The sequence below is a fragment of the Nostoc sp. genome, assembly GCF_036917135.1.
Taxonomy (GTDB): domain Bacteria; phylum Cyanobacteriota; class Cyanobacteriia; order Cyanobacteriales; family Nostocaceae; genus Nostoc.
Map to the genome: position 1 here is coordinate 177444 of NZ_JBALEA010000091.1, position 17910 is coordinate 195353.

Annotated in this window: 17 protein-coding genes; 9 read left to right on the top strand and 8 right to left on the bottom strand. The window is 41.6% G+C overall.

The window, feature by feature from the left end; all coding sequences use genetic code 11:
• Positions 1-185 precede the first annotated feature (185 nt).
• Together V7K50_RS29585 and V7K50_RS29590 are read left to right on the top strand one after the other, a co-directional pair.
• Complete coding sequence (locus tag V7K50_RS29585; protein WP_334966404.1) at positions 186-1739, top strand: cation:proton antiporter; 1554 nt, start codon at positions 186-188, stop codon at positions 1737-1739.
• 140 nt (positions 1740-1879) lie between these two features.
• On the top strand, positions 1880-2311 hold the full coding sequence (locus V7K50_RS29590) for a hypothetical protein (protein WP_334966406.1): 432 nt from the start codon (positions 1880-1882) through the stop codon (positions 2309-2311).
• A 306-nt stretch (positions 2312-2617) separates the two neighbouring features.
• Here V7K50_RS29590 and V7K50_RS29595 read toward each other — a convergent pair whose 3' ends face one another.
• The 4 genes from V7K50_RS29595 to infC all read right to left on the bottom strand — a co-directional run bounded on the left by V7K50_RS29595 (position 2618) and on the right by infC (position 8254).
• Positions 2618-3178 carry a DUF3124 domain-containing protein gene (locus V7K50_RS29595; RefSeq protein ID WP_334966408.1) on the bottom strand — a complete coding sequence of 187 codons (561 nt, stop codon included), beginning with the start codon at positions 3176-3178 and terminating at the stop codon, positions 2618-2620.
• 46 nt (positions 3179-3224) lie between these two features.
• Positions 3225-3902 (bottom strand): potassium channel family protein, encoded by a 678-nt coding sequence (locus tag V7K50_RS29600; RefSeq protein ID WP_334966409.1) that lies wholly within the window; start codon positions 3900-3902, stop codon positions 3225-3227.
• 495 nt (positions 3903-4397) lie between these two features.
• The gene (locus V7K50_RS29605) at positions 4398-7403 is read right to left on the bottom strand and encodes an MFS transporter (RefSeq protein WP_334966411.1); all 3006 of its coding nucleotides are present in this window, start codon (positions 7401-7403) and stop codon (positions 4398-4400) included.
• Positions 7404-7720: 317 nt separating this feature from the next.
• Positions 7721-8254, bottom strand: a complete 534-nt coding sequence (gene infC / locus V7K50_RS29610; RefSeq protein WP_334966413.1) for a translation initiation factor IF-3 — start codon at positions 8252-8254, stop codon at positions 7721-7723.
• A 453-nt stretch (positions 8255-8707) separates the two neighbouring features.
• On the opposite strand from infC, the gene V7K50_RS29615 reads away from it, so the two are divergent.
• Entirely contained in the window at positions 8708-9388 is a 681-nt protein-coding gene (locus V7K50_RS29615; RefSeq protein WP_334966415.1) for a HEAT repeat domain-containing protein, read from the top strand.
• A 75-nt stretch (positions 9389-9463) separates the two neighbouring features.
• Positions 9464-10030 (top strand): phycobiliprotein lyase, encoded by a 567-nt coding sequence (locus tag V7K50_RS29620; RefSeq protein WP_334966417.1) that lies wholly within the window; start codon positions 9464-9466, stop codon positions 10028-10030.
• Positions 10031-10115: 85 nt separating this feature from the next.
• Here V7K50_RS29620 and V7K50_RS29625 read toward each other — a convergent pair whose 3' ends face one another.
• Positions 10116-10736 carry a Uma2 family endonuclease gene (locus V7K50_RS29625; protein ID WP_334966419.1) on the bottom strand — a complete coding sequence of 207 codons (621 nt, stop codon included), beginning with the start codon at positions 10734-10736 and terminating at the stop codon, positions 10116-10118.
• 208 nt (positions 10737-10944) lie between these two features.
• On the opposite strand from V7K50_RS29625, the gene V7K50_RS29630 reads away from it, so the two are divergent.
• From V7K50_RS29630 to V7K50_RS29640, 3 genes are all read left to right on the top strand, one after another.
• Positions 10945-11571, top strand: a complete 627-nt coding sequence (locus V7K50_RS29630; protein ID WP_334966421.1) for a restriction endonuclease subunit R — start codon at positions 10945-10947, stop codon at positions 11569-11571.
• Positions 11572-11576: 5 nt separating this feature from the next.
• Positions 11577-12734 (top strand): cysteine desulfurase family protein, encoded by a 1158-nt coding sequence (locus V7K50_RS29635; protein ID WP_334966423.1) that lies wholly within the window; start codon positions 11577-11579, stop codon positions 12732-12734.
• Between the two features lie 107 nt (positions 12735-12841).
• A complete protein-coding gene (locus V7K50_RS29640) occupies positions 12842-12979 on the top strand; it encodes a hypothetical protein (protein WP_334966425.1) in 138 nt (45 codons plus the stop codon).
• Between the two features lie 184 nt (positions 12980-13163).
• Here the strand turns inward: V7K50_RS29640 and V7K50_RS29645 are convergent, their stop codons facing one another.
• The 3 genes from V7K50_RS29645 to V7K50_RS29655 form a co-directional block, all read right to left on the bottom strand.
• A complete protein-coding gene (locus V7K50_RS29645; protein ID WP_334966426.1) occupies positions 13164-13607 on the bottom strand; it encodes a type II toxin-antitoxin system VapC family toxin in 444 nt (147 codons plus the stop codon).
• A gap of 2 nt (positions 13608-13609) precedes the next feature.
• Positions 13610-13849, bottom strand: a complete 240-nt coding sequence (locus V7K50_RS29650) for a DUF2281 domain-containing protein (protein ID WP_334966428.1) — start codon at positions 13847-13849, stop codon at positions 13610-13612.
• A gap of 297 nt (positions 13850-14146) precedes the next feature.
• The gene (locus V7K50_RS29655) at positions 14147-15277 is read right to left on the bottom strand and encodes a 1-aminocyclopropane-1-carboxylate deaminase/D-cysteine desulfhydrase (protein ID WP_442944678.1); all 1131 of its coding nucleotides are present in this window, start codon (positions 15275-15277) and stop codon (positions 14147-14149) included.
• A 227-nt stretch (positions 15278-15504) separates the two neighbouring features.
• Between V7K50_RS29655 and V7K50_RS29660 the strand changes: the two genes are divergently transcribed.
• Complete coding sequence (locus V7K50_RS29660) at positions 15505-17235, top strand: diflavin flavoprotein (RefSeq protein WP_334966430.1); 1731 nt, start codon at positions 15505-15507, stop codon at positions 17233-17235.
• Between the two features lie 86 nt (positions 17236-17321).
• The gene (locus V7K50_RS29665) at positions 17322-17834 is read left to right on the top strand and encodes a phosphate-starvation-inducible PsiE family protein (RefSeq protein ID WP_334966432.1); all 513 of its coding nucleotides are present in this window, start codon (positions 17322-17324) and stop codon (positions 17832-17834) included.
• Positions 17835-17910 lie beyond the last annotated feature (76 nt).

Below are 17910 nucleotides of genomic sequence, written 5' to 3' on the forward strand. Positions count from 1 at the left end.
AATCAGCACCAAAAATCCTTAACCCAAGCGTATTGAGATATATGTCCCTACTTGGCTCAAATATGAGTTAGCGATCGCCTTTACTCTGGGTTCGCTAGCTACGGTAACACCCTGAAGTTGCTAATTTGGCCTGAATGAGGGGAGAATCTATCAGTCAGGTCAAACTAACTTTCCAAAACGTAATAGTGGATGTTACAGAATTAGTCAAAGTTTCAATTATTCTCTTGCTTGTTGCTACAGGTGTAGCTCTGCTGTCCCGGCGGTTGCGAATCCCTTATGTTACAGGTTTAGTATTAGCAGGTTTGCCCATCACCGAGTTATTGTCTCGACGGATTGGTTTAAATCCATCTCTAATTTTGAATCTTTTTTTGCCAATTCTCATCTTTGAAGCGGGTATTAATACTGATGTCAGCCGTCTACGCAGCACCTTTAAACCAATTGCCCTACTAGCTGGGCCTGGGGCTGTGCTTTCTAGCGCGATTATTGCCGTTGTGTTGAAATTTGGGCTGGGACTGAGTTGGATACCTGCCTTATTTGTCGGAGTAATGCTGGCAAACACTGATACTGTTTCTATGATTGCCGTCTTTAAGGATATACCAGTGCCTGCCAGACTTTCCACCATCGTTGAAGGAGAAACTCTATTTAATGATGCAACTGCCTTAGTTTTGTTCAACCTGATTTTGCAAGTATATTCAACAGGTTCAGTCACATTTATAGAGGGAATCGAACAACTACTATTTATCTTTCTAGGAGGCTGCGTTCTGGGGTTGGTTTTGGGCTACTTGAGCATCCCTGTATTCGCCCGTTTAGATGATGCTCTCAGTAGTCTTTTACTGACAGTCGCAGTTGCATTAGGAACTTTTCAGGCTGGGCAATTTCTCGGTGTGTCGGGTGCTGTGGCCGTAGTTGTAGCTGGATTGATTTTTGGGAATTTAGGGCTTTCTCGCAATACTTCTGCTTCTAGTCGCATCACCTTGTTAAGTTTCTGGGAATATGCCAGTTTTACTGTCAACACCTTTATTTTTCTGCTGATTGGTGTAGAAATAAACTTGGTGACGCTCTGGAAAACTTTACCTGCAATTCTACTTGTAGTTTTAGCTTATCAAATTGGGCGAGTTCTTACGGTCTATCCGCTACTAGCAATAGTTCGTTGGATTGACCGCCCAATTCCGCTACGCTGGCAGCATTTACTATTTTTCGGCAACATCAAAGGTTCATTGTCAATGGCTCTGGCGTTGAGCTTACCTGCTACACTCCCAGGGCGAGAAGTTTTGATAGCTATAGTCTTCGGCTGTGTGTTGGTGTCGTTAGTGGGACAGGGTTTGAGTTTGCCTTGGGTGGTAAAACGCTTAAAGTTAACTAAATTTTCTGAAGTTCAACAACAGGTTGAAGAATTGCAAGCCCAGTTGATAACGGGTAAGGCAGCACAAGATGAATTAGATAGTCTGTTGAAATCAGGGGTGTTACCAAAAGCTGTTTATGAAGAGATGCGTTCAGGTTATCAGGTGCGAATTGCCAGTGCAGAAAAGATACTGCGGGAACTTTATAATCGTCGCCCTGATGAGGTGGAAGGCGAAGGTGGTAAGAGTAGTAAACTTGAAGCCATTCGTCGGCGTTTGCTGTTGGCAGAAAAAGGAGCGCTCAATGAGGCAATGCGGAAGCGAATTCTCTCGGAAGAAATTGTGCGCGGGCGGATACAAATTCTTGATGAACAATTGTTGAAATTAGAAGATGATTAAGTAGTTGTTGGGTATGGGGCATAGGGGATAGAAAGAGATATTTTTATTCCCTAGTGTGCCCATTCGAGCGTTGAGGTTTAGGTCGAACTAATTAATTTTTTTTTCCAGGTAGAGACTAGGAGCAACGCAAATCTCGTAATATGAACATACTTCAAAAACTACTTATACCAATTCTGGTTGTTATTGTTTGTATTTTTCTTATAGCCTGCTGTTGGGTTGGCAATATTTTCCCCTTACTACTTGGCGAGAAAATCTGGCTTTATAAAAACCCTGATGTAATGGAAAAAGAAATTCTACACAGATTACCTGTCGGCAGCTCCGTTGATAAAGCTAAAGCAATAATGAAACGAAATGGCTTTAAATGTAAAGACATCCAAAACGGAGTGTACTACAGATATAGAGATATTAGAATAGATTACAGCAAAGGTACTAAACATAGCCACGTAAATTTTCTAGACTGTGAAATTAATAAACCTTCCCTAATTAACACGCAATACTGGTGGACACAGATTGAGTATAAAAATGAAAGTGTTACACGTGTTTCTGTGTCATATCGTAATGTAGGACTTTAATTTGTCTAGTTAGTCGTGCCTGAAAAATACAAAAATACTAGTTTGAGCTTCGTCGATGAACCTTGTATACTCATTAATTATGTCTAACTACCGAGAACTAAAGGTAAAGATATATATCTAAAGATAGAATAGGATTAAGTATTTTCTCCTTCTCTTCCTTTGCGGTAGCCTGCGGCAAGCCGTTCCGCGTCTACGTTAAAAAATTTACTTTGACAAAGAGTTAAGCCTAACTGAACCGTATTCATATATAGCTACCCTAAATCGTTTTTGAGAAACTACAAATCACAAATCAGCTTTTTAAGATTCTTATTTTAAAGGCGATCGCGTATAGTTATTTTGACTTTTAATGACTCTACCAGGACTGATAAAAGAAATTCCCTGTTGAAAGTCAGTACCAATCATCACTGCCTCCACTATGGGTTCGGATATTTCTGTTTGGGCTACCCACTCGACAATAAAGTTTGCGCCTAAACCTCCACTGGTGTCATTTCTATTTATAAAAAAATCTGTAGAAGCTAGGGCATCAAGTTGAATCGGGCGCTCTAAATACTGTTTAACTAGCTTTCCTTCTGAGTTATAGTAGCGCACAGAAGTAATAATAATCGGCTTGGTCAAGTCTGTATTCCGAATACTGAGGGTAACTGCTAACTCGAAAATCTCCTGGCGATTGTGATGATAGATATGAGAGTATACCGGAACATAAACAGTTTGACCGCTTGCTATCTTAAAATTCTTATCCAGCGTCACTGTTTTTTGCACCGGGGTTGCTTGAATAGCACTAGGTTGTGACTTGGGGGGAATATTTGCTGATTCACAAGATGCAAGAATAATAGCGATCGCTAAATAAATATGTGGATACGGTTTCATCAAAACTATCTACACCAATTTTATATATGTATCTAGCTAACTGCCCTCAACATTTTTGTTGAATAAAATCAATGACTTGATGTAAACATCCTGGTTTAGTCACAATCAACACGGTTGAATGAGGTTCCAGTATTGTACTGCCGTTAGGAATCATCAAATCTTCGTGGGGATGAGATTGATAGCCAATAATTAGCGAACCAGTAGGGAATTGGGAATCCTGAGCAATTTCGGCAAGGCTACGGCCAGCAACATAGCAATTGTTGGGGATGGAAAGTTTCAAAACCTCAATCTGTCCCTGCTCAAAATGCATCATTGATTCCACTTGGGGATATTCAATGGCATTCACCATTGTTGAAACTGATAGTTCAACAGTACTGATAATGTGGTTGGCTCCAGCTATTCGGAGTGGTTCGGCAAAATCGGGGTGGCGCATCCGACTTAAAATATGGGTGACTCCGTAGTGTTTGGCAAGAGTTACCATTGCCAAGTTTAAGGCATCACTTCTCAGAGATGCTGCTAAGGAACCGGCTTTGCGAATCCCAGCTTCTAACAATACTTCTGTACTCACAGCACTGCCTTCAAAAGCCATTGCTCCTACTTGTTCACGGGCGTAGCGGCAAGCGATAGGATCAATGTCAATTACAGCAACAGTATGTCCTAGTTCTACCAGTTTTTGCGCTAAACTTAAGCCCACTAAGCCGGCTCCACCGATGAGTACGTACATGAATCTTCCTGATATTCTGGGGATTTTTACTTTACTTTACAGGTTAACAAAATAGTTATTGGGCATTGGGCATTGGGCATTAGTGATTATAGCAGTTCTCAATTGCATGGAATACAGACCTAACCCCCAGCCCCTTCCCTGCTAGCGTTGGGGAGCAAAATTCAAAGCCTCTCTCCTTTTAGGAGAGAGGTTTGGAGAGAGGTCAAAACTGTACTGCACCCAAGCGAGAACCGCTATAGTAGCCATCTCTAGAAATTAAATATGCGTTATGCAGAACCCTTGTAGAGACGTAGCAGTGCTACGTCTCTACATTTTTTTCGGAGATGTCTAGTTAGGGAACTCCAAGAAATAAATTATCCAATATTGTGGGGTGGGCAACATGAGCGCCCATAATATGGCTCTCGTGTCGCCCACCCCACAAGAGTTAATTGAAGATTTTTTTATTTGGAAGTCCCTTAGTTATTAATTTTGCTTCCACAGCGATTGGAGGTTTTTTCAGTTGTAGTTTTTGAATTGGTGTTTTTCGAGTAACTCTTTAACTTGAGCAGCTACCAAAGGATGTGGATCTTTTTGTAACTGGGGGAGGATTTGCAGGAGTACACGATGTGAAACCATATTTAAGTATGCGATCGCAGCTTCCCTGACAAAGCCGGTTGGATGACGCAAACTCACTAATATCTCAGCACTGGTTAGTCGGATGCGTGTCACTTGAGCATAATGAAAGCAGCAAGCTAGACACCAGTCAGAAAGTAAGTTACCCAACATCAGCAATCTGTGGAGGCGATCGCTAATTATCATATTCTCATATTCTCCGATCTTGGCCTCTACAAGATGTTGCAATTTTTCCGACTGTGGCCGGTTATCTAAAATATTCAGCAATAATGACTTTGAAGACAAAGTTATGGTATGCTCTAGGATTTCTAACCCCCGTGCTAAGTTTACCACTGAGAGCGATCGCAGATTGAAGGATGCTGCCTGCATCTTTTCTGGCGAGTAAAGCAGTCTCAGTAACAATAGCAGCCGCTCTTTGACATCCAATTCCAATTCTAAAAGGGCGCGTTGCAGTAACTCAGAGACAATCACAACCCTCTCACTGGATTGATAATTTTCTTTTTCGTCTAGGGTTTTGAAGTCAATGTATGCAGCGTAAATCTCACCTAAAAACTTTAATTCCTGCTTAATTAAATTTTCTACCCGACTTTCATAAAACCGATCTACTAAACCTTTAATTCCTGGTTGTTTATGTATTTTTAGTAAGCTGCGAAGAATATGATCTCTAGTAATACCCCAAGATGTTTCTAAGTTTTCCCATAAAGTCTCTAATGCTTCCTGAGTACCGACTTGAGCAATGGTGCGCCAAGCATACATCCGCACTACTTCCGGTTTGTAACTATTAGTAGCCAACCGCAACAGCATTTCTAACGCTTCATTTTCCAGTCGCATTAGGGCTGACATTGCTGTACTACGAGTTGATTTGTAATAAAGTGCTGCAATCAGTGCCGAATAGTACTCTTCTAAATGGGTTGCTGCAATCATTTCCAATACAGCACAGCGCACCCGTAATGACTCATCTTGTAATAAATTTGGGATGTGAATCCGCAACGCTTGCAAATAAACTGCTTCTCTGAGCGCTCTAACTCCATTCACCCGTTCCCGTTCTTGCTTATGAGTCAACATCCGGCGCATAGTTTGGGTAGCCGCTACCTTTTGCATAGGCGTTCCCTGGCGTAAGACTAAAGCGGCGGCGGTGGCGCGGATGAGTGAGTTTTGCCGGGGGTGTAAATATCCTTCTAAAAGGCTTAAATTGGGATTTGGTTCAGCCAGCCAAACGTAGCGCAGCGCTAAGGCAAAAACTTCGGGGTTAGTTTCTTGAGATTCTTCTAATAAAGGACGGATGGCGGGTAGATAAGCCGAATTTACACCTCCCGTCAGCATCACCTCCAGACTTTGGCGTTGCAAATCTGGGGTTAATTTCACTAGTAGAGGTGCTAAAACTTCCGCAGCTCCTTGCAAGTCCATTTGGGCTAAAAGTTCAATGCAAGAGCGTTTATCAGCCTCACTGCCTTTTTCTGCTAAAGCTTTGACTACTCCCTGTTTGAAGAATCGTAAGCCCATATTGGTTGCACTTAATTGACCCCGCGCCACACTCAAGACTAACAGTTCAACATAGCGCGATCGCAATTCCCAAACTACTTTTAAACAGGTGGCAGCTATCAGCATTGTTTCTGCGACTAACACCCACTTTTGCAATGGTACGGGTACAAACCGTCCACAAAATAATATAGTTGCAAAAATTAGCGCTCCTGTCAAACCTGTGGCGATCGCTTCGGCGGTTCCCCCAGATAAAGTCTGCATCCGACTGCGAATTCCCTCTGGAATCGGTTGGTACAGGATGGGACCGCTACTCATGACAAAGGTGTAGCGCAGAAGTTCATCAAAGAATTTGACAATTATCAAACCCCAAAAAAAGCTTTGCGATTGCATAGCTGGAATTAAATGCAGCAATACCAGCACCCCTGGGAGTGAAAAGCCAACGGTGATTGGTAAAAGTGTCGCCGTGAAAAATACCCCCATGCGTTCGATGAGTCGGCTAGAGATAAACCACTGCAACAACAATTCACACAGTCCCAACATCCCACCAAACAGACCCAAGAAACTAGCGAGTTCTCGGTCGCCTAAATTCGATTGGAGTTCGCGCAGATACTGAAAATCTATTAACAACCCAATGACTTGCAACAGTCCGACAAAAGCAAACAACTGCCAAACATAGCGCTTCAGTGGACTTTTAATGAAACGCTCTCGTGAAGCTTGTTCTTCAGGAATTTGTCTTTGTGGGGTTTCAGGAAAAGCTGCTCGATAGTGATGAGTTAAATAGAATAAAATTCCCGATCCTAATAAAATGACTACACAGGCAATGAGGACAATCCTATTTAGGGTGGTGTATTGTACTAGCCAAGGCAAACTAAAGCCACTGATGACATCTGCGACTAAAAGACCACTACTCACCAGTGGGTAAGTGCGCTTAATTTCCCGAATGTTAAATAGTTGGTTGGCGACGATGGAGATGTTGAGGTCATTGACTACATAAAGTGCATCTACCCACAGCCGCAGCAGAAATACCGAAATAACTGCCAGGTAGGAAAATTGCGAACCCCAACGTAATACTATTAATAAAACTAATGGCACCAACATACAAGGTGCGATCGCCACAATCACCCGCCGTAAGGGGAAAATCTTTTGCAGCCAAGAGTATAAAAAAACCAGTCCGGCACTCATCACGGCGCTGGCAATATACATCCACGGCAGCAGGTGAGTGCCATATTCATCCAAAAACAGCGCCACCGTACTGTCCTCTGCCCACCGCAATCCTACACATACAGTAGTGTAAAAAAGAAACATTATCTGAGTTCGTTCACTCTCCTCTGGTCGGAGATTCACCCACTGTAGTAGTCGTGTTAGAACACCTTTATTTGTAGCCAACCAGTAATTTTTCAGTTCCATGCAGTTTTAGTTTCTGGTAGATATCACCGTTTCAGGAGGCAGGGGACAGGGGACAGGAGTTCTTTAATTTTGAATGCGTGAATTTTGAATTGATTTCCCCTTCATTCCCTGGAAATAGCAAAAGTCCTGAGCAACTGAGTATTATGTTTCCCACTCAGCCTTCAGGACTATCGATTTCAGATAAATTTAATTCACCTCAGAGGTAGGGGCGCACAGATGTAAGTCCAAAGCGCATATTGCAGCCAAAGGAAAAATGAGAAAATCCCCTGGCAGAAGTCAGGGGATTTCCAAACTCGGTCTATTAAGCAGTTAGAAGATTATTTTTTGGGCGAGATGAGCATCATCATGTTTCGCCCTTCTTTTTTAGGCGCTTGTTGAAGCTCACCAAAAGGCTCCAAATCCGTCGCCATTCGCTTAAGCAAATCTTCTGCTAAGTCGCTGTGTTGAATTTCTCGACCCCGGAACATCACAGTTGCTTTGACTTTATCGCCATCTTTCAAAAAGCGCTCTGCTTGCTTGACACGCACGTTGTAGTCGTGTTCTTCTATTTTGTAGCGCATCTTAACTTCTTTGACATCAGCCGTGTGCTGCTTTTTCCGGGCTTCCCGCGCCTTTTTTTCCTGCTCAAACTTGTATTTCCCGTAGTCCATAATCCGACAAACCGGCGGGTCAGCTTTATCACTGATTAGCACCAAATCTAGCTCTTTTTCTTCTGCTAGTTGTACTGCTTCCTGTGGGGGCATAATTCCCATCTGGGCGCCGTCGGTGTCAATAACCCGAATTTTTGGGAAGCGAATTCGTTCGTTAATTTGCGGCAGATCGCGAGTTCTTTTCTTCTCAATCACAGCCATTATGATTTGTGGGAGTTCTTAATGAAGGATTTGGTGTGGTCTAGATTGGTATGCCTCTGATAGGCAAAATACTCAACTAACTCAGAACTGAAAACATCGTCTACAATTCTAGGGTAACTAATCCATAAAATAGTTGCCTGGTAGTATTTGCCATTTTACTAACTCTCAGATAATTTCTCTGCAATAGTTAATCTAAATTACACAACCTAGACTCTGTTAAATATTATTACAATTATTTAGCAATCCTTTTGGCGATCGCAAGATTGGGGACTGGGGACTGGGGACTGGGGACTGGGAAGATTTGAATGGAGATTCAAACCCCAACCAAATCTTACTCATATTTTATTGCCCAATGCCCAATGCCCAATCCCCAAACTCCTACTTCACTATGGTGACAGCCTGATGATCGGATCGGTGTACATTAAGATAAGTAAAGAAAACGCTTGGAACTAAATGGCAGCTCTCAGCTTACAAGAAATTTCTACTCAGTTAGAAAGTCCGAATTTACGCGATCGCATGGTAGCCCTTGCTAATCTGCGTCATGTTGACCCTGAAGATGCAGTCCCTTTGATTAAAAAGGTACTAGACGACGAATCTTTGCAACTGCGATCGATGGCAATATTTGCCCTCGGAATCAAGCCCACGCCAGAATGTTATTCAATTTTGGTAAAAATTCTCGAAAATGACCCCGATTATGGTATACGCGCTGATGCCGCCGGGGCCTTAGGATATTTGGGTGATGCTAGAGCCTTTGAGGTGCTATCGCGGGCATTTTATGAAGATACTGATTGGCTAGTACGCTTTAGTGCAGCCGTTTCTCTCGGTAATATTAAAGACCCCCGCGCCCGTCAAATTCTTCTTCAAGCATTGGATAGCAAAGAAGTAGTGTTGCAACAAGCTGCAATCTCTGCACTGGGAGAAATTAAAGATATTGAGTCTGTCGATAAAATTCTGCGCTTCGCCCAATCAGATGATTGGTTAGTCAGGCAGCGTTTAGCAGAAGCCTTGGGGAATCTTCCTACTCCCAAGAGTGTCTCAGCCTTAAAATACCTAGAAAAAGACAATCATTTCAACGTTGCTGAGGCAGCCAGAATTGGCCTCAAGAAGCTTGAGGAAATAGACAATCAAGCTTAATTTAAAACCTCCTGCTACCTTTTAATAAATAATTAAGTGGGAATCTTAGCATTTTGATGTAGGGTAATTTAATTCATGAATATTGAAGAATTTTTTCAGTTAAGCGCTGGTAAATGGTTTTCTCATCGTACTAGTCAACATTTGGCTTTTAACCAATCTGAAAATAGCAAGTCAGACATCATCATTGAGACGCTGGCAGTAGATCATCCAGAAGTGATCAAACTGTGTCAAAATTATGAAATTAATCCTAGTTCTGCTTCCTATGCTACCAAAATTACCTGGAACGGCATAGTGGAAAAGGATCAACCAAAACACAGTGGTTCAACTGTCTTAGTGTCAGTACCTGATGCGGATAATCCTACTCAAGGTAAGTTACTGCGAGAAATAGTTGATGCTAATAAAACTCCAGTTGCCGGACGCTATAAAATTGACAGTGACGGTGCTTTAATCCTAACTACAGAGGATGAAACCATCTCGTCAGAGGAACGCTTGTGGTTTGCTAGCCCCAATTTGCGAATGCGGGTAAATGTCCTCAAGAGTTTTGGTGGATTTAGTATAACTTCATTTACTTCTGAGATTCGCATGGGTGGCTTTCCACCAGCTGCAAAGGCTTCGGAAGCGGCTAATTCAGTATCTAGTTAGTTAGTTTGATGATAAAATATTCCCTCCGTATCTGGGGGGAATTAACTAGAGATGGGTTAGCATTAGCGAATTACGAATTAAAACGCTACATCACAGCAGCTTGAAAAATCTGGTTTGGAGTGAGATTCAATTCAGAAAAAGTTTGGGAGATAATGCAATCGCTATCTCTAAACTTACTTATCTGATATTCCCCATCAACTAAGTTACAAATGGAAATTGTCGGTTGTTTAGGATTACCGATAAAATTACGTCCACCCAAGGCAGCATAATCGACAATCCAGTATTCCGGGATACCCATCTCTTCATAGTCAGCATACTTCAAGTAGTAATCGTCCCGCCAATTGGTTGATACAACCTCAATTGCCAAAGGGATTGATGCACCCAAACTAACGGTAGATTGTTTTTTCCATAACTTTTCGTTTTCCAGATTTGCACGATTTAGCACCAAAATATCTGGGAAGTAACCAGAATCTTTTTCAGGAGGTCTAACTATAGCTTGGTTGGGGATAACGTAAGGGAGGTTTAATCGGTCAATTGAAGCACTGAGCTTTATTGTCAAAAATCCTTTAACTTCTTCGTGTTCCCCTACTGGTTGCGCCATTTCAACAATTTCTCCCTTATGTAGTTCGTAGCGTACTCGTCGATTTTCGGGTAGCCAATCGACGAATTCCTCAAAGGTTACTAGCTTGGGTATTGCTTGAGTCATAGATGATAGAGAATTAGTGCTTTGGAAATATTATCTCTAATCTAGGCGACTGCCGACAGCTTTTCTACCATTTCAGGCTTTGATTAATTAAAATAGCTGTAAGTTGCACATCGCATAACTTCTATTTTTAGACTAGCGATCGCTTCCACTGATCTGGGAGAGTGTCACAATAGCTATACTGTATGTAGCAATATATTTTGAATTAATTATGGTTCAATTTATCCAAGCTCATAATGTCAGCCTCGCTTATTTAGAAGCGAGATTTGGTCTGCAACAAACTGAAGGTCAAGATTTTTTTACAGAGTGGTTTGAGGCTCTACCAGAAATCACAGATATAGAAAAACAATATTTAAACAGAGTTAAAACTAATTTTATGAGATTGGTCAAACACCCACCAATCTTAGAAAATGCAGTAAAAATGCTAGTTGTATCTCCTTTATTAGACTTGGCGGGATTCTATGGTGAGCCATTTTTTCTTGCTACTGAAGAATCTCTAGAAATCGCTTTAGAGGATGAAGAAGAAATTATCAGAGGGCGTATTGATATTCTAGTTATTCAAGAAAAATTCTGGTTGTTAGTAATTGAATCTAAAAGAGCTAGTTTTTCTCTTTTAGCAGCCATCCCTCAAACATTGACTTATATGTTGGCTAATCCTAATCCAGATAAACCTGTGTTCGGATTAGTGACTAATGGTAGTCACTTTCTTTTCATTAAATTGAGCAAGCAGAATACATTAAAGTATGCTCTTTCTGATGAATTCACCCTTTTAAAGCGACAAAATGAATTATATCAAGTTCTCAGAATTTTAAGAAAAGTAAGTCAAAGTTTGAGTTAATAATTATGTCTAATCGTCCTATATACCTTGATTCTCACGCTACTACACCCATAGATGAAAGGGTACTAGCAGCAATGCTCCCCTATTTTACAGAAAAATTTGGCAACCCAGCAAGTATTAGTCATGTTTATGGTTGGGAAGCAGAAGCAGCTGTCAAACAAACGCGAGAAATTTTAGCAGCAGCAATCAACGCCACACCAGAAGAAATTGTTTTTACAAGTGGTGCAACAGAAGCGAATAATTTGGCGATTAAAGGTGTTGCCGAAACTTATTTTAAAAAAGGTCAGCATATTATTACTGTAGCTACTGAACATGGTGCAGTTATTGATCCTTGTAATTATTTAAAAAGTCTTGGTTTTGAAATTACTATTCTCCCTGTTCAAAAAGATGGATTGATTGATTTAACTGAGTTAAAAAAAGCTTTGCGTCCTGAGACGATTTTGGTATCTGTAATGGCTGCAAATAACGAAATTGGGGTGTTACAGCCTTTGGCAGAAATTGGGGAAATGTGCTTTGATCGCAATATCATTTTCCATACCGATGCCGCCCAAGCTATTGGTAAAATTCCCTTGGATGTGCAAGGAATGAAAATTGATTTGATGTCGCTAACAGCACATAAAGTATATGGCCCCAAAGGTATTGGAGCGCTGTACGTCCGCAGACGCGATCCCAGGGTAAAATTGGCTCCCCAGCAGCACGGCGGCGGTCATGAACGGGGAATGCGTTCTGGTACATTGTATACACCGCAAATTGTCGGCTTTGGGAAAGCTGTAGAAATCGCTTTGGCTGAACAAGCAACAGAAACCCAACGCCTCACCCAGTTAAGACAAAGATTGTGGGAACAGCTTTCGCAAGTTGAAGGAATTCATCTCAACGGACATCCGCAACAGCGATTGGCGGGAAACTTGAGTATCAGTGTTGAGGGAGTGGATGGAGCCGCGCTTTTGCTAGGATTGCAGCCAGTAATGGCCATATCTTCTGGATCTGCTTGCTCGTCGGCATATACTGCACCTTCCCATGTTCTCACAGCATTGGGACACCCCCAACAGCTAGCTTATGCCTCGGTGAGGTTCGGTATTGGACGGTTTAATACAGAAGATGAGATTGATCGAGTGGCAAAGCATGCGATCGCTACCATTCAAAGTCTACAAAATAAACGGTAAGCATGAAAGCCAGCAATGCCTGTTTTTTGCCGCAGGTATTGCTACAAATAGATATTATCTGTGCGATTGCCGTATCCGCTCAATAAATCGCGGTAGTAACTACAGTATTGAATCTGAACAATGGCAACTACCGTGCTACCCAACGTTTCAGCAGACACGCCCAAGTACAAACAGTATTGAAATATGATGATAACCGTCAGCGTTTACAAAAGCAGATGAACGACTCAATATCAGAACTTATTTAGGAAATAGGGGTAAAGTTAGAATTTAAAGAATTATTATAGCGGTTCCCATTCAGATGCAGTACAACGTTACATCACGAGGTGTAGGGGCACGGCAATGCCGTGCCCCTACGGGTGTACCTCACGTAAACGATAACTGCTATAATAGTTGCCTGTGCAAGTTAACTAACGAATTAAATAAAATAAATCAAATCCAACTTTCTACAGGAAATTCCCTGACTTGACGCATTCTTTGAAAATCACTATCTGATGTAACGAGAATTAATGAATGGCGTAAAGCTGTAGCAGCAATCCACAGGTCATTTTCACCGATGCCAATTTCTTGTAGTTGAGTTGTTTTGCGTTTACTCTTTTCTTTGGCTGCAAATCTTTTAATAATTTCCGACTTGAAATCTCCGTAAATTTCTGCCGTTTCATCATCAATTGGATAAATATCAATTCGGTTGAGAAATGTGCGAATTTTGATGAGATTTGCAGTTTTTTGTTGGGAGTTTTGTGCCATGAATCTCAGTTCACCTGCCACAATAGCACTGGTGGCGAGTGTAACCTTACCTACTTCCCGAAAGTGATTGACAACTTTTGGTTCACCTTCTATCAAAAAAGTGCAATGATTTGTGTCAAGCAAATACATTCTTAAAATTCCAGTGGCATACGAGTATCATGAACAAGCTGAAGACATTCTCTGATATCATCACCTGACCAAGTTCCTGCAAATTCTAGTAAATCTTCAGCTGTAGAACCACGTAAGTTATTTGTACTTGACTGTTTTGCTGTATGACTGGTTTTGATTTCTCGAATAAAATTAAGTGCTTCTGTTAACAATTCTGGTGGTAAAGTTTCTATTTCTTGGATTAATAATTCTTTGTTAGTCATCTTCTACCTCTAATCATCGTCCTTACTTTCCACATTGTAAACGGTAGGAATAGCGGTTCTTCCACCGTGCTGCTGACGCACTTTCTCCCGTGCTAGTTCACCCGCACGCTCTCCTCATTCAGCAACGACTCAATTTTATTTAGAATTTCGCCTTGGCGTAAATGGCATCACCGTGTCAAAACGGGAAAATTAAATTGACCTTACCTAACTTTGAGTAAATATCAAGATTGGCGTGTGAATTTAACTGAGGTAGTAAAATTCCATACAAGGCTAACTGGTATTTAATTAAGTGGTAACTCAGATTTTAGAAAATCTCTGCAACTTTTCCTCCATGCCAACATTACCCTGTAAGCCTCCTGTGTGTACTAGTAATAAGCGATGCCTGCGGCAACCCCTTTGGGGAACGCCTTTACAAAAAAATCCCTGCTGTAGTAAATCCATCACTCCGTAAAACATTTTTGCGGTATATACGTAATCAAGGGGTACGCCATGTTCCTGTGTAAACTGCTGGCTGAACAGTAGCAAATCGTCGTTCACCTTTGCATAGCCGCCGAAGTGGTAATCACATACCAATTCCCAAGAAGCTGGAGAATCAACTGGCGAGGGTAAATCAGAGGCGAGGTAATTTGTCAATAAACTTTCCATTTCTTGTGCCAGAAATGCGCCATTTTTCAGAACGGGAAAAGCGATCGCTCTTTGTCCTTCAGACAACGAAAGGGCAATACCAGCCAGCGTGGTAGCTGTACCGCAAGCTACGCATATATGATCAAATGCGTAGGCGTAGCCAGCCGTAGGCATCGCATCACTAACATCATTAACTATCTGACTTTTCACCTCATCTAATGCGAAATCTAACCCCCTAACCCCCTTCCCTACGAGCGTTGGGGGAAAAATCAAAGCCTCTCCCCTTGTAGGGGAGAGGTTTGGAGAGAGGTTTTCCAGATGCCGTGAAAAGTAAGCACTAACTATCTCAGTGCAACCGCGCACACCATTTAAATTACTACCACCTTCGGGAATGATAAACACCTCACCAAAACGTTGTTGCAGATATTCTTGTAGCGCTGATGTGTTGCGCTGTCGATACATCTCGCGGTTGAGGTACACCAGTTGCATACCCTGTTGTAAAGCAAAACTTAGTGTCGGGTTCAGTGGTAGCCTCTCCTCTCCACGAATTACGCCGATAGTACGAAAACCGAAAAGATTCCCAGCCGCCGCAGTTGCATAGATGTGATTGGAATAAGCGCCGCCAAAAGTCAGCAGCGTGTTGAAATTTTTCTCCTTGGCCTCCAAAAGGTTGTATTTCAGCTTGAACCATTTGTTGCCGTTAACTAAGGGGTGCATGAGATCGAGGCGCAGCACATACAAATCAACATCAGCGTCACGGGCAATTTCGCTATTGATTTTTTGTACGGGAGGAGGAAAAAACATTAACGATATCTGTCCAGATTCTAACTTAGAATTTCCATTCTCTCACGTTGATTTTTGAAAAAAAAGTAATGATCAACATTGAGTAATTCAATGGTAAATCAATCAAAATAAAGAATAAATCTTTCTGATGATTATCTTTAGAAATTAGCATTTTACTAATTGAGGATTTCAGGTAAATATAAGAAACATAACACTCGCTCCAGACAATATTTTTTTGGGAAAAATAAATGGTCGCACTCACACAGCTTACTCAAGTTATTCCCAATCCAGGACGCTTGACGGTTCAAACTGTTGAAATTGCTCCTCAAACGACAGCTATCCGTTGTCTAGACTGGGATAGAGAACGTTTTGATATCGAATTTGGTTTACGGAATGGCACAACCTATAATTCTTTCTTAATTCAGGGAGAAAAAGTTGCCTTAGTTGACACATCTCACCGCAAGTTTGAGCAGCTATATCTAGATATACTGGTGGGATTAATTGATCCGACTAAAATAGATTACTTGATTATTAGCCATACAGAACCAGACCACAGTGGCTTAGTAAAAAATATTTTAGAATTAGCTCCCTCGATTACTATTGTCGCTGCTAAGGTAGCTATTCAATTTCTGGAAAATATGGTTCACCAGCCTTTTAAATCAATACAGGTGAAAACTGGAGAACTATTAGATTTAGGTGACGGACACAAATTAGAATTTATTTCTGCACCTAACTTACACTGGCCTGACACAATTTTGACTTATGACCACAAAACTTCGACTCTCTACACCTGTGATGTGTTTGGGATGCATTACTGCGATGACCACACCTATGATGAAAATATTAGCTTAATAGAGGAGGATTTTAAATATTACTATGATTGTCTCATGGGGCCTAATGCTCGCTCTGTATTAGCAGCTTTAAAGCGGATTGAAAAGTTAGAAATAGTCACAGTTGCTACAGGACATGGCCCATTATTACAAAACTATATCTCCCAATGGCTCGGATGGTATCAGAACTGGAGTTTAGAACAAGCAAAAACAGAGACATTAGTGGCGCTATTTTATGTTGAAGATTACGGATATAGTGAGCATTTAGTCCGTACCATAGCTCATGGATGCGCGAAAGCAGGCGCGTCAGTAGAATTAGTAGCTCTCAATAATGCTGAACCTCAAGAAGTTCGAGAATTAGTTGCACAAGCTTCTGGTTTAGTAATTGGAATGCCAAATCAATCTTCGGCGATCGCTCAAGCTGCTTTAAGTACGATTTTAGCTGCTGTTCATAAGAAACAGGCAATTGGTTTATTAGAGTCAGGAGGGGGAGAAGATGAGCCAGTTTATCCCTTACGCAATAAGTTTCAAGAACTAGGATTAATTGAAGCCTTTACACCGATCTTAGTTAAGGAAATTCCTACCCAAGCAACGGAACAACTTTGTGATGAAGCGGGGACAGACATGGGTCAATGGTTGAACCGCGATCGCACCATTAAACAAATCAAATCCATCGATAGTGAGCTAGAAAAAGCTTTAGGGCGCATTAGCACAGGATTATACATCATCACCGCCAAAAAAGGAGAGGTTCAGAGTGCGATGTTGGCTTCGTGGGTGACACAAGCGAGTCTTGAGCCTTTGGGAGTGGCGATCGCAGTATCCAAAGAACGGGCAATTGAATCCTTGATGCACGTTGGCGATCGCTTCGTTTTAAATGTTTTAGAAGAAGGCAAATATCAAGGATTAATGAAACATTTTATCAAGCGTTTTGCTCCTGGTGCAGACCGCTTTGCTGGAGTGAAAACATATCCCGCTAACAATGAATCGCCCGTTTTAGCTGAAGCTTTAGCTTACATGGAATGTGAAATTACTAGCCGTATGGACTGCGGGGATCATTGGGTAATTTATAGCACAGTCCAAACTGGAAGAGTTGCCAAGTTAAATGCACTTACCGCCGCCCATCACCGCAAAATTGGCAATCATTACTAAATTGGGCATTGGGCATTGGGCATTAGGCTCTTCTACTCTCCACAGACGCGATGAATCGCGTCTCTACAACACACTCCTAAAAAACTATGCATAAATCTGCTGAGAATACTCCAATTACTATGTATGAAATCAATCGGGGGCGCGTTGTCCGAACCTTGGAATTTATCCAAGATATAATTGTAATTTCTTTGTGTATAGGTTTATTTAGCTTCATGGTGCTTCAGGTGAGAGATATGTTTCTCTCTTTACTTCCGCCTCTAGATTTTCATGCTGTTACTGCCGATATTCTCTTTTTACTCATCTTAGTTGAGTTATTCCGACTGCTGATTATTTACCTACAGGAACATCGAGTATCTATTGGGGTAGCTGTCGAAGTTTCCATTGTTTCTGCTTTGCGAGAAGTCATTGTTAAAGGTGTTCTAGAAACAAGTTGGAGTCAAGTTTTAGCAACTTGTGCCTTTTTATTAGTGCTGGGAATACTACTGTTTCTCAGAGTTTGGCTACCCCCGACCTTTGAAGGTATCGACCCGGAACAAGAAGCATCTAAACGCTATAGAAGCCGAGCCAACTCTGAATTAATAAAAACTAATGGTCATTAAGAGTGGGGAGTAGGGAGATGAGGGGGACAATTCCCAATTCCCAATTCCCAATTCCCAATTCCCAATTCCCAATTCC